The 12881-nt window shown below is 64.2% G+C and carries 12 protein-coding genes; 10 read left to right on the plus strand and 2 right to left on the minus strand.

All coding sequences use genetic code 11. The features are described 5' to 3' along the window. The first annotated feature begins 4 nt into the window (after positions 1 to 4). From KJQ96_RS03550 to mmsB, 9 genes are all read left to right on the plus strand, one after another. The gene (locus tag KJQ96_RS03550; RefSeq protein WP_375293135.1) at positions 5 to 988 is read left to right on the plus strand and encodes an ABC transporter permease; all 984 of its coding nucleotides are present in this window, start codon (positions 5 to 7) and stop codon (positions 986 to 988) included. Continuing rightward, positions 985 to 1968, plus strand: coding sequence for a galactofuranose ABC transporter, permease protein YjfF (yjfF, locus tag KJQ96_RS03555; protein ID WP_213285320.1), 984 nt, complete (start codon positions 985 to 987; stop codon positions 1966 to 1968). The genes KJQ96_RS03550 and yjfF overlap by 4 nt, the downstream gene beginning before the upstream one ends. Further along, positions 1965 to 2744: a FadR/GntR family transcriptional regulator gene (locus tag KJQ96_RS03560; protein WP_213285321.1), complete on the plus strand. Its 780-nt coding sequence runs from the start codon at positions 1965 to 1967 to the stop codon at positions 2742 to 2744. Before yjfF ends, KJQ96_RS03560 begins: the two co-directional genes overlap by 4 nt. Beyond that, positions 2741 to 3673: a Gfo/Idh/MocA family protein gene (locus KJQ96_RS03565; RefSeq protein ID WP_213285322.1), complete on the plus strand. Its 933-nt coding sequence runs from the start codon at positions 2741 to 2743 to the stop codon at positions 3671 to 3673. The genes KJQ96_RS03560 and KJQ96_RS03565 overlap by 4 nt, the downstream gene beginning before the upstream one ends. Further along, positions 3670 to 4809: an aldose epimerase family protein gene (locus KJQ96_RS03570; RefSeq protein WP_213285323.1), complete on the plus strand. Its 1140-nt coding sequence runs from the start codon at positions 3670 to 3672 to the stop codon at positions 4807 to 4809. The genes KJQ96_RS03565 and KJQ96_RS03570 overlap by 4 nt, the downstream gene beginning before the upstream one ends. Next, positions 4806 to 5708 carry an SMP-30/gluconolactonase/LRE family protein gene (locus KJQ96_RS03575; RefSeq protein WP_213285324.1) on the plus strand — a complete coding sequence of 301 codons (903 nt, stop codon included), beginning with the start codon at positions 4806 to 4808 and terminating at the stop codon, positions 5706 to 5708. The genes KJQ96_RS03570 and KJQ96_RS03575 overlap by 4 nt, the downstream gene beginning before the upstream one ends. A 113-nt stretch (positions 5709 to 5821) precedes the next feature. Continuing rightward, a complete protein-coding gene (gene chvE / locus KJQ96_RS03580; RefSeq protein ID WP_305829145.1) occupies positions 5822 to 6895 on the plus strand; it encodes a multiple monosaccharide ABC transporter substrate-binding protein in 1074 nt (357 codons plus the stop codon). A 74-nt stretch (positions 6896 to 6969) separates the two neighbouring features. After that, a complete protein-coding gene (mmsA, locus tag KJQ96_RS03585; RefSeq protein WP_213285325.1) occupies positions 6970 to 8532 on the plus strand; it encodes a multiple monosaccharide ABC transporter ATP-binding protein in 1563 nt (520 codons plus the stop codon). Continuing rightward, complete coding sequence (gene mmsB, locus KJQ96_RS03590) at positions 8529 to 9710, plus strand: multiple monosaccharide ABC transporter permease (RefSeq protein ID WP_213285326.1); 1182 nt, start codon at positions 8529 to 8531, stop codon at positions 9708 to 9710. Before mmsA ends, mmsB begins: the two co-directional genes overlap by 4 nt. Positions 9711 to 9720: 10 nt before the next feature. Here mmsB and kdgD read toward each other — a convergent pair whose 3' ends face one another. Next, entirely contained in the window at positions 9721 to 10671 is a 951-nt protein-coding gene (gene kdgD, locus KJQ96_RS03595) for a 5-dehydro-4-deoxyglucarate dehydratase (RefSeq protein WP_213285327.1), read from the minus strand. Between the two features lie 64 nt (positions 10672 to 10735). Further along, a complete protein-coding gene (locus tag KJQ96_RS03600; RefSeq protein ID WP_213285328.1) occupies positions 10736 to 11662 on the minus strand; it encodes a LysR family transcriptional regulator in 927 nt (308 codons plus the stop codon). 236 nt (positions 11663 to 11898) lie between these two features. Here KJQ96_RS03600 and KJQ96_RS03605 point away from each other — a divergent pair, with 236 nt between their 5' ends. Continuing rightward, positions 11899 to 12879 (plus strand): tripartite tricarboxylate transporter substrate binding protein, encoded by a 981-nt coding sequence (locus tag KJQ96_RS03605; protein ID WP_213285329.1) that lies wholly within the window; start codon positions 11899 to 11901, stop codon positions 12877 to 12879. Positions 12880 to 12881: the final 2 nt, after the last annotated feature.

The following is a 12881-nucleotide window of genomic DNA, read 5'->3' on the forward strand; positions in this document are numbered from 1 at the left end:
CATGATGCAAAGACTGCTGCAAAGCCGTGGCCTCGCCCAGATTGTCGCCTTGCTGGTGATCCTTGCGATCGACCGCGCGGTCTCGCCGCAATTCTTCGATCTGCGGATGCAGGATGGACGCCTGTTCGGCAGCCTGATCGACGTCTTGAACCGCGTCGCGCCGGTCGCGCTGCTTGCGCTCGGCATGGTGCTGGTCATCGCCACGCGCGGCATCGATCTGTCAGTGGGAGCAGTCATGGCGATCGCTGGCGCCATTGCCGCGAGCCTGGCCGACGCCCACGGCCTGCCGCTGGCGCTTGCCGCCGCGCTCGGCGCCGGGTTGCTGTGCGGGTTGTGGAACGGCTTCCTTGTGGCGGTGCTCGGCATCCAGCCGATTGTCGCCACTCTGATCCTGATGGTGGCGGGCCGCGGCGTCGCGCAACTCATAACCGAAGGCCGGATTGTCACTTTCACCGCACCCGACCTGGTCTGGCTCGGTAACGGCGCCGTGCTCGGCGTGCCGACGCCGGTCGTGGTGGTCCTCGGCATGCTGGTTGTCACCGGCGCGGTGGTCCGCGGCTCGGCGCTCGGCCTGTTGATCGAGGCGACCGGCGGCAATGCAAGGGCGAGCGAACTGGCGGGCATCGGCACCCGTACCATGATCCTCGCGGTCTATGTCTGGTGCGGCCTGTGCGCGGCGCTTGGCGGCGTTATCGCTGCCGCTGACATCATGGGCGCGGACGCCAACAATGCCGGGCTCTGGCTCGAACTCGATGCCATTCTGGCCGTCGTGATCGGCGGCACCTCGCTGTTCGGTGGACGCTTTAGCCTCGTGCTGGCGATGGTCGGCGCGTTGATCATCCAGGCCATGAACACCGGGATTTTGCTGTCGGGCTATCCGCCGGAGTTCAATCTTCTCGTGAAAGCGGCCGTCGTGTTGATCGTGCTGCTGCTGCAGTCGCCGCGCTTCGCCAATGCTGGGGCCGTGCTGGGGAGGGCGCGACAATGAGGCGGCTGCCGCCGGTCGCGATAACGGCCATCGTTTTTGTCGTCGGATTTGCGCTCTGCACAGCGCAATTCCCCAATTTCGCTTCCACCCGCGTGGCGGCCAATCTGCTGACCGACAATGCCTTTCTCGGCATCGTCGCCACCGGCATGACCTTCGTGATCATTTCCGGGGGCATCGACCTGTCGGTCGGCTCGGTGATCGGCTTCACCACCGTCTTCGTCGCGCTGGCGATCGAGCGCCTCGGCGTGCCGCCGCTGGTCGCCTTTGCCGCGATCCTGATGCTATGCGCCGCCTTTGGCGCGGCCATGGGCGCCATCATCCACGTCTTCGACATGCCGCCCTTCATCGTCACGCTGGCCGGCATGTTCCTCGCCCGCGGCGCCAGCTTTCTCATGTCGACGGAATCGACGCCGATCAGCGCGCCGCTCTATTCGACAGTGTCGGATTTCGCGCTGCGGCTGCCCGGGGGAGGCCGGCTCACCGCCATTGCCTTGATCATGCTCGCGGTGGTCGCGGCGGGAGCCGTACTGCTGCATTTCACCCGCTTCGGGGCCAACGTCTATGCGCTCGGCGGCAGCCGCGCGACCACGGCGCTGATGGGCATACCGGTCGGATCGATGACGGTGCGCATCTACATGCTGTCGAGCGTGCTTGCGGGGCTCGCCGGCATTGTGTTCTCCTTCTACACTGCGGCGGGCTACTCCTTGTCCGCGGTCGGCGTCGAACTCGATTCGATCGCGGCCGTGGTGATCGGCGGCACCTTGCTGACCGGCGGTCAGGGATCGGTCGTCGGCACATTGCTCGGCGTGCTGATTCAGGGCCTGATCCAGACCTACATCAATTTCGATGGAACCTTGTCGAGCTGGTGGACCAAGATCGTGACCGGTATCCTGCTTTTCGCTTTCATCGCCCTGCAGCAGGCCATGATCGGCATCGCCCGTCGCGCCGGCCCCCGTAAGGCAGGAGTTCTCAAATCATGACCTCCCGGCTTGTCGTCATCCCGACGCGGCGCGCGCATTCCAACCACGCCGAGGTCGCCCGCAGCATCGGCGTCGACATCATCGCTGGCCGTTACCCCGAAGGCGCCCGCCTTCCGGGCGACGCCGAGCTCACGGCGATGTTCGGCGTGTCCCGGCCGGTGTTGCGCGAGAGCGTCAAAACCCTGGTTGCCAAGGGGCTGCTCACCACCAAGGCGAGGGTCGGCACGGTAGTGCGCGAGCGCGGCGCCTGGAACATGTTCGACGCCGATGTGCTGGCCTGGCATCTTGATGCCGGCATCGACCGGCGCTTTCTCAACGATCTCGCCGAAATCCGGCTCGCGGTTGAGCCGCGCGCTGCCGCGCTGGCGGCGGCCCGGCGCTCGGAGGCCGACATCGCCGAACTCAATCGGAGCATGGAGCGGATGCGGCGTGAGGCTTCCGACTCCGTCGGTTTTGCCGACGGCGATCTTGCCCTGCATCTGGCCGTCGCCAACGCGTCCGGCAATCTGTTCATGCGCTCGATCGGCAACGTCATCGAGGCGGCGTTGCGCGCTTCGTTCCTGCTCAGCGCCCCGGTCGAAACGCAGGACCGCGAGACCGTGCTGCTGTGGCACCAGCGCATCGTCGATGCGATCGCCAGCGGCGATGCCGAGGCAGCCACCGCAGCCATGACCGAGGTGATCCACAACGGATTGCGTCGTCATGAGGACGTTTCGCCATCGTCCAGCGCCGCGCCTGCGGTCTCCGCGGTGGTCGAGCCTGGAGAGCAATCATGAACGCGCTTCGTGTCGCCATCGTCGGCTTCGGCAAGATCGCACGCGACCAGCACGTGCCGGCGATTGCTGCAACCGACGGCGTCGAGCTGGTTGCCGTCGCGAGCCGCAATGCCTCGCTTTCCGGCGTGCCGCATGCGGCGACGCTCGATGAACTGCTGCGCGACGGTCCGCCGATCGACGCGGTGGCGCTGTGCACCCCGCCGCAGGTTCGCCACGCACAAGCGGCAACGGCGCTTGCCGCCGGCAAGCATGTGATGCTGGAAAAGCCGCCCGGCGCTACGGTGGCTGAGATCAGTCCGCTCGTGACCGCCGCGAGGACCGCGCGACGCACGCTGTTCGCCACATGGCACTCGCGCTTCGCTCCGGCTGTCGAGTCTGCGCGGCAATTGCTGGCTGACCGGAAGGTCACGGCTGTCCACATTGCCTGGAAGGAAGACGTGCGGGTCTGGCATCCCGGGCAGGCCTGGATCTTTGAGCCGGGCGGGCTCGGCGTGTTCGACCCCGGCATCAACGCGCTTTCGATCCTAACGCGTATTTTGAGCCAGCCATTGTTCGTGACCTCGGCCGATCTCGCGTTCCCCGCCAATCGCGACGCGCCGATCGCCGCGACCCTTGCACTCAGTGATGCGCAGGGGCTGAAGATCACGGCCGAGTTCGACTTCCGCCAGACTGGCCCGCAGAGCTGGGACATCCATCTCGATACCGACGGCGGTCCCGTCACCCTGTCCATGGGCGGGGCGAGGTTGAGGGCAGGGGGCAAACAACTCGTCGATGCCGCTGAGGCCGAGTATGCCGGGCTCTATCGTCGCTTTAGTGAACTCGCCACAACCGGCGATAGCGACGTCGATCTTGCGCCGCTGCAACTCGTCGCCGACGCGTTCCTGCTGGGGCGCCGCCGCACGGTTGAGCCATTCGAGGACGAGACATGAACACGCCGTCCGTCCCTCGCGCGGTGCGTTCCCGCTTCGGCGTCCTGCCTGACGGCAGCGAAGTCGAGCGCATCGTCTTGCAATGCGATGGCGGATTGGAAGCGCGCATCATCACCTATGGCGCAAGCCTGCAGGCCTTGCTGGTGCCGGATGTCGCCGGACGTCGCGACGACATCGTGCTTGGTCACGACGCCTTCGAGGGATATCTCGCCCGGCGGCAGTTCTTCGGCGCCACCGTCGGGCGTTACGCCAACCGTATCGCCGGCGCGCGCTTTGTGCTCGATGGCACTGAGGTGCAGCTCGCGGCCAACAACGGCCCCAATGCGTTGCATGGCGGGCTGGAGGGTTTCGATCGCCGCAACTGGCGGATTGCGGCGATCGAGGACGGCGATCGTCCGGCCGTGACGCTCGCCTACACCAGCGCCGATGGCGAGGAGGGATATCCCGGCGCGCTCGAGGTAGAGGTGACCTGGCGTCTCACCGGGCCGATGGAACTGTCTCTCGAGATGACGGCGCGGACCGATCGTCCCACCGTGGTCAATCTCACCAATCATAGCTTTTTCAATCTGGCGGGTGCGTGCTCCGGCCAGACCATTCTCGATCATCGCCTCACCGTGGCGGCGGATCATTTCCTTGCCATCGATGCTGGCGCGATTCCGCTGCCCGAGCCACCTTCCGCGGTGGACGGTACGCCGTTCGACTTCCGTACAGACATCGAGATCGGCGCGCGGATACGCAACGACCATCCGCAGCTCCGTGTTGGCCGCGGTTATGATCATAATTTCTGTCTCGCACCGCCAAGTGGCGAGCCTCGCTTCGCCGCGCGGCTCGCAGCGCCAGCATCCGGCCGCGTGCTCGAACTATTCACCAACCAGCCCGGCCTGCAGGTCTATTCCGGAAACTTTCTCGACGGCTCCACCGCTGGAAAAGGCGGCCGCCTGTATCGGCAGTCCGATGCCATCTGCCTCGAGCCGCACGCGTGGCCCGATACGCCCAATCGGCCGGACTTCCCGACGGCACGGCTTTCGCCGGGCGAGGTCTATCACCACTCCACGCTGTATCGCTTCACGCATGCGATCGAGGGTGCAATCGGGACACAATCCGAGGTAGAGTTGCCCGGGGAGAGCGGGCGATGATTGGTGGTTGCAAGAAGGAAGAGGTGCCGACGACCGTTCTCTGCAGCGAGCGGTGCCATCTTGGCGAAGGGCCGACCTACGACGTCGCCACCGATACAGCCTGGTGGTTCGATATCATCGGGCGCCGGCTGTTCGAGGCGCGGCTCGATACCGGGCGGACCAGCATCCATTCTCTCGGCGTGATGGGTAGCGCGCTTGGGCGGATCGACGCGCATCGGCAGTTGCTCGTCGCGGATGACGGTCTCTATGTCCGCGATACGCCGGAAGGACGGATGACGCGGTACTGCCCGCTGGAAGCCGACAATGCCGCGACGCGTTCGAACGATGCGCGGGTGCACCCGTCCGGCACCTTCTGGATCAGCACCATGGGCCGCCAGGCCGAGCGGGGACTGGGCGCCATCTATGCGCTGCACCGCGGCGAGCTATCGCGCCTTTATGATCACATCACGATTCCCAACGCGATCTGCTTCTCGCCGGACGGGACCGTCGGCTATTTCGCCGACACCGGTGAGAACGTGCTGTTTCGCGTCGAGCTCGACGCGGCGACCGGCCTGCCGCGCCGAGAGCCGAGCGCGCTAGTTACCCGGCGGGGTGGCGGCGGCATCGACGGTGCGGTAGTCGATGCCGACGGGCTGATCTGGAACGCGCGCTGGGGTGGCGGCTGCATTGACGTCTACAGCCCGCAAGGCGAGCATCTGCGCAGTCTCCACGTCCCGGCACGGCAATCGAGTTGTCCCGTTTTTGTCGGGCAAGACTTTTCGCACCTGCTCGTTACCTCGGCCTGGCAGGGGATGGGGGAGGACGCGAAACACGCCGATCCCGATCATGGCCGCACCTTCCTGCTCGACGTTGCAGCGCGTGGCCGTCCCGAACCAGACGTCAAACTTGCAACGGGTTGATGGAGGAATACGAGGCGCGGCACAAACGCGCAGAGCGACTGAGTTTCGAGAACCGCAGCCAGCGGTCTGAAAATCCAGGAATCACAGATCCTCGGTGATCAAGGGAGAGAAGCATGACTAGTCTGAAAACCACATTGTCGGCCTTGGCGCTGGCAGCGACAATGGCCGCGACGGCGGTGACCGGCGCGTTCGCCCAAAGCAAGGGGACCGTCGGCATCGCGATGCCGACCAAATCGTCGGCGCGCTGGATCGACGACGGCAACAACATCGTCAAGATCCTGAAGGAGCGTGGCTACGGCACCGACCTGCAGTATGCCGAGGATGACATCCCGAACCAGCTCTCGCAGGTCGAGAACATGGTGACCAAGGGCGCCAAGGTGCTGGTGATCGCGGCGATCGACGGCACCACACTGTCCGACGTGTTGAAGCAGGCCAAGGCCAAGGGGATCATCGTGATCGCCTACGACCGGTTGATCCGCGACACGCCCAATGTCGACTACTATGCCACCTTCGACAATTTTCAGGTCGGCGTGCTGCAGGCCCAATCGATCGAGCAGGCGCTGGGCTTGAAGGAAGGCAAGGGCCCCTTCAACATCGAACTGTTCGGCGGCTCGCCGGACGACAACAACGCCTACTTCTTCTACAACGGATCGATGTCGGTGCTGCAGCCCTATATCGACAACGGCAAGCTGGTGATTGGCAGCGGCCAGAAGGGCATGGACAAGGTCTCGACCCTGCGCTGGGACGGCGCCACCGCCCAGGCGCGGATGGACAACCTGCTGAGCGCGTTCTACGGCCGCAAGCGGGTCGATGCCGTGCTCTCGCCCTATGACGGCCTTTCCATCGGCATTCTGTCGTCGCTGAAGGGTGTCGGCTACGGCAGCGGCAACATGCCGATGCCGATCGTGAGCGGCCAGGATGCCGAGGTTCCGTCGATCAAATCGATGCTGCGCGGCGAGCAGTATTCGACCATCTTCAAGGACACCCGCGATCTCGCCCGCGTCACCGCCGACATGGTGGACGCAGCCCTCAGCGGCAAGGAAGTCACCGTCAACGATACCAAGACCTACAACAACGGCATCAAGGTGGTACCGTCCTTTCTCCTGAAGCCCGTCGTCGTCGACAAGAGCAACTGGGAGAAGGTGCTGATCGACAGCGGCTACTACAAGCGTTCGCAGATCGACTGAAAGGATGGCGGCGTCGGTCATTGCCGGCGCCGCCACCTGCCTGTACCGACCGCAGATAAGGACGCGATGGTGCGATGACCGCAATTCTCGAAATGCGCGGCGTAAGCAAGAGCTTTGCCGGCGTGCAGGCCCTGCGCGACGTCAACTTCACGGTGGAGGCGGGGCAGATCCATGCGCTGGTCGGCGAGAATGGCGCCGGCAAGTCGACCCTGATGAAGGTCCTCAGCGGCGTTTATCCCCACGGCGATTACGAAGGCAGCATCATATTCGACGGCGAGGAGCGGCGCTTTCGCGACGTCAATGATTCCGAGGCTCTCGGCATCATCATCATCCATCAGGAGCTGGCGCTGATTCCGCTGATGTCGATCGCGGAGAACATCTTCCTGTCGCATCCGCCATCTCGCCTCGGCGTGATCGACCGCGACACGGTTTACCGCCGCACCCAGGAACTGCTGGCCCAGGTCGGCCTCACGGAGATGCCCGATACGCTGGTGACGGACCTCGGCGTCGGTAAGCAGCAACTGGTGGAGATCGCCAAGGCGCTATCCAAGAGGGTGCGATTGCTGATCCTCGACGAGCCGACCGCCAGCCTGAACGAGAATGACAGCGCTGCGTTGCTGGACCGTCTGCTTGCCTTCCGCGCCCAGGGCATCGCCTCGATCCTGATCTCGCACAAATTATCGGAGGTCGCCCGCGTCGCCGACCGGATCACGGTGCTGCGCGACGGCCGCACTGTCGACAGCATCGATTGCCGGGCTGAGCCCGTGGAAGAGGACCGGGTCATCCGCAGCATGGTCAACCGCGACCTGGCGCATCGCTTTCCGCAACGCACCGCAACCATCGGCGCACCGGTCTTCGCGGTGCAGGACTGGACGGTGCATCACCCGCTGCACAGGGACCGCAGGGTTATCAAGGGCGTCGATTTCGAAGTCCGGCGCGGCGAGGTGGTCGGGATCGCCGGGCTGATGGGCGCCGGCCGTACCGAGTTCGCCATGAGCCTGTTCGGCCGAGCCTGGGGCGAGCGGATCAGCGGGCGTATCTGGCTCGACGGAAGGGAGGTCAACCTGACGAGTGTGGCTGCGGCGATCGACGCCGGCCTTGCTTACGTCACCGAGGATCGCAAGGAGCTCGGCCTGATCCTGGATGCCGACGTCCGCAAGAACATCACGCTGGCGAGCCTGAGCCGCGTGGCGCGCCAGGGCAGGATCGATGACATGGCCGAGCTGCGTGTCGCGAGCGAATACCGCAACCGAATGCGGATTCGCTGTTCCGACGTCTATCAGGAGACCGGGCAGCTCTCCGGCGGCAATCAGCAGAAGGTGGTGTTGTCGAAATGGCTGATGACCGATCCGAAAGTATTAATCCTCGACGAGCCTACGCGCGGCATCGATGTCGGGGCAAAATACGAAATCTATTGTATCATCAACGAGCTTGCCGAGGCTGGCAAGGGCGTGGTGATGATCTCGTCGGAAATGCCGGAGCTGCTCGGCGTCTGCGACCGTATCTGCGTGATGAATGACGGCGCTTTGGTCGGAGAATTCGGCGCTGCGGAAGCCACCCAGGAAAGGATCATGCGCGCCATCATGCGCAACAAGGAAATGCACAAGAAGGTACTTCAGGGAGATTTGCGGCCATGACCGACAAGACGGTTGCGCTGCCCGGGCACGCTGGATTCATCAAGAACAATTTGCGCAACTACGGCATGCTCCTGTCGCTGTTTGCGATCATGTTGTTTTTCCAGGTCATGACCGACGGTACGCTGCTGCAGCCGCTGAACCTGACCAATCTGGTCCTGCAGAACAGCTACATCGTGATCATGGCGCTCGGCATGCTGCTGATCATCGTCACCGGCCACATCGACCTGTCGGTGGGCTCGGTCGCGGGCTTTGTCGGCGCCGTCGCAGCCGTGCTGATGGTGCGCTATCACGTTGCCTATCCGCTGGCCTTCATCGCCTGCCTGCTGGTGGGCGCCCTGATCGGCGCCGCGCAAGGCTACTGGGTTGCCTATTTCAAGATCCCGTCCTTTATCGTGACGCTGGCCGGCATGCTGGTGTTCAAGGGGCTTGCGCTTGCCATCCTGGCGGGTCAGTCGGTCGGGCCATTTCCGCCGACTTTCCAGAAACTGTCCTCGGGCTTCATCCCGGAACTGTTTCCAGGCGCCGGCACGCTTTATCCGACCTCGCTGTTGATCGGTGCGGCATTGGCGGTGGCCCTTGTCTATACCAGCGCCAAGGGCCGGGCGCGGCAGGCCTCGCACGGCATCGAGGTCGAGCCGTTTGGTTTCTTCGTCGCCAAGAGCGCGGTGCTGTTCGCCGTGATCGTGTTCTTCGCCGGCCTGATCGCCTCGCATCGCGGCCTTCCCAATGTGCTGGTGATCATGACGGCGCTGATCGCGCTCTATGGCTTCGTCACCACCCGCACCGTGATCGGCCGCCACATCTATGCCATCGGCGGCAACGCCAGGGCCGCCAGCCTGTCCGGCATCAAGACCGAACGGCTGACGTTTCTGACCTTCGTCAATATGGGCGTACTGGCGGCTCTCGCCGGCCTCGTGTTCGCCGCGCGGCTCAATACGGCGACGCCGAAGGCCGGCGCCGGCTTCGAGCTCGACGTCATCGCCGCCTGTTTCATCGGAGGCGCGTCAGCCTATGGCGGCGTCGGCAAGGTCGGCGGCGCCGTGATCGGCGCCATGATCATGGGCGTCATGAACAACGGCATGTCCATCCTCGGCATCGGCATCGACTACCAGCAGGTGATCAAGGGCCTGGTGCTGCTCGGCGCGGTCTGCCTGGACGTCTACAACCAGCGACGATAGGGCGCTGCGGCTACGCGGCCGCGAGCTCCCGCTTCGCGAACTCGCTGGTCTTGAGACGCGCGACGAGTGCCGCCACTTCTTCGGTCTCGGCGGGCGTCAGGTCCGTCAGTGGTGAACGGACATGACCGCTATCACGGCCGATCACCTTCATCCCCGCCTTGATGATCGAGACGGCATAGCCGCGTTTGCGATTGCGGATCGCGATCAGGGGCAGGATGAAATCGCGCAGCCCCGCCTGCACCGTCTCGCGGTCGCGGCGGCGCACGGCCGCGTAGAACTTGGTCGAGAACTCCGGGACGAAGTTGAATACCGCGGAGGAATAAGTGGTTACGCCCATTTCCAGATAAGGCAGTGCAAAAGTCTCGGCCGTCGGCAATCCGCCGATATAGGTCAGCCGGTCGCCCATGCGCAGGTGGATGCGGGTCATCAGCTCGATGTCGCCGATGCCGTCCTTGTAGCCGACCAGATTGGGGCAGCGCTGGCACAGTTTCTCGAGCGTATCCTCGTTCACGATCGCATTATCGCGGTTGTAGACGATGACACCGAGCTTGGTCGCGTTGCACACCGCTTCGATATGGGCGGCCAGTCCTTCCTGTTCCGAAAAGACCAGATAGGGTGGTAGCAGCAGCAAGCCGTCGGCGCCGGCCGCCTCGACCCCAATGGCAAGTTGCATCGCCATCGCGGTGCCATGGCCGATCCCGGCGAGCACCGGCACGCGTCCCTTGGTCTCGTCCACAGCCGTTGCCACGACCTTTGCGACCTCCGCCGGGCTCAGCGAGAAGAATTCGCCGGTGCCGCCGGCGGCAAACAGACCCGCCACCTCATACCCGCACAGCCAGTCGAGATTGGAGCGGTAGCGAGTCTCGTTGAACGTGTTGTCGGGCCCAAATGGCGTGACGGGGAACGACAGCAGGCCATCGCCGATCCGGCTGGCCATCTCCTTGGGGGTCATCCTGCTCATGCTCTGATCCTTCAGCGGCTTACGCCGAAGGATTAATGCAAGATGCCCACGGACGGAGACCCAATCACTGTATCGATCGATCCATTGATTGCATCGAGCCGGGTTGGCCGGCAAGGTCTCGGGCAATGCCGGCAATGACGGGGAGAAGCGGATTGTCATTGTCGCCGCGCCGGACAAAGAACAATTCGGCCGGGCGCTGCCACGGCATCAGGACGGGCCGCAGCACGACGCCGCTGAAGCGCAGATTCGCCGCGGTCTCGGGGACTAACGCCACGCCGACACCCGAATGCACCATGGCAAGGATCGAATGGATCTGCGCAAGATGCTGCGCGTAGTTCGGCACTAGATTTGCGCGTGAGAACAGCTCGACCAGAAGATCGTGGAAATAGCGGGCTTCATAGGGCTCGTACATGATGAAGGGCTCGCTTGCGAGATCCTCCAGACGTAACTCGTCCGCCTGAGCCTGCGGATGGTCGCTCGGCAGTGCCGCGACCAGCGGCTCCGCTGTCACGCGGAAGGCGTCAAGACCACCGCGCGGTATCGGCGGGCGGAGCAGGCCGATATCGATCTCGCCGGAATCGAGCCGCTTGAGCTGGTCGCTGGAGACCATTTCCTTCAGCGATATCTCGATATCGGGAAGTTCACGCCGGCAGGCCGCGACCAGCGCCGGCACGTAGCTGTAGGCGGATGTAGCCGTGAAGCCGATATTGATCGATCCCGCCTTGCCGCTTGCCATCCGCCGGGCCAGCACGGCCGCGCTTTCCGCGAGCTTGAGGAGATGCCGCGCATCGATCAGAAAACGCTGCCCTGCCGGCGTCAGCCGGACGGCCCGGTTGCTGCGCTCCAGCAGCGTCACATCGAGGACGCGTTCGAGAATCTGGATCTGGCGGCTGAGCGGCGGCTGCGTCATGTTCAGCCGCTGTGCCGCGCGCCCGAAATGCAGTTCTTCCGCAACTGCAACAAAGCAGCGCAACTGGCTCAGCTCAAACATGAAATCTGTATTTTCAACCTGAGACGAAGGGCCGGTGACCGGCCGGATGTCCGACTTCTACCGGCTGAAGCGCGGCCGATCCATCCAAAAAAGGTATCGACCTATCCGCAGACTAGTTCATAGGCCACCCTATCCATGACCTATCATTCCTTCCCAACGCTGCCTCGAAGGTCTGCAGCCTGCCGGTGAAAAGGCGGGATCGCGCTGAATTGCGCTTTGAAACGGAGGAACGACCGATGTCTATGCCATCTCTCGCCCGGGCGATTGCCGCCGCTGTCCTTGCGGTGTGCGCCTTGGCGCCAAGCGGAGCCAGCGCTCAGAATTTTGAGCGGCCCGTGCGGCTGATCGTGCCGTTCGCTCCCGGCGGCACCTCGGACATTTTGGCGCGCCTGATCAGCCCAAAACTATCCGCCGCCATCGGTCAGTCGGTCGTGGTCGAGAACAAGCCGGGCGCAGCGGGCAATCTCGGGGCCGACGCTGTCGCCAAGGCGCAGCCCGACGGCCACACCCTGTTGCTGATGGATGTCGGATCGCTGGCGACGGCGCCCAGCCTGTTTTCCGATCTTACTTTCGACGTTCAGAAGGACCTTGCGCCCATTTCCATGGTGATGTTCGGCCCCTACGTCCTGGCCGTCCATGAATCGGTCCCGGCGAAGACGTCCAAGGAACTGATCGAATACGCCAAGGCCAATCCGAACAAGCTCACCGTTGCCAATTCCGGCGTCGGCGGTGCCAATCATATCACCGCCGTGGTGATGGCGAAGGAATTGGGAATTCAGTGGAAGAACGTTCCCTACAAGGGCGGGGCGGCCGCCTCGCGCGCCGTGGTGTCCGGGGAGAGCGGCGTGATCATCAACGGCGCTGCGGCGACGATGCCCTTTGTGACAAACAAGCAGCTTGTCGGACTTGCCGTCACCGGCGAGCAGCGTATTGCCTCGGCTCCCGATCTGCCGACCTTCAAGGAGGCCGGCCTGCCCGGCGGCGACGCCGGGACCTGGCAGGGCATCCTGACCACCGGTGGCACGCCGCCCGCCATGGTCGCGCGATTGAACGCCGAAATCCGCAAGATCCTGGAGCTGCCCGAGGTTCAGCAGAAGATCGCCGAGCAGGGTGGCGTGGTGCGCGCCCAATCGCCGGAGGAATTCCGCAACTGGCTCAAGGATGCGACGACGCGCTGGGGCACGATCATTCGCGAGGCCGGCATCAAGGGCAGCTAAGG

Source organism: Bradyrhizobium sp. sGM-13 (genome assembly GCF_018398875.1).
In the GTDB taxonomy this organism is placed as follows: Bacteria; Pseudomonadota; Alphaproteobacteria; order Rhizobiales; family Xanthobacteraceae; genus Bradyrhizobium.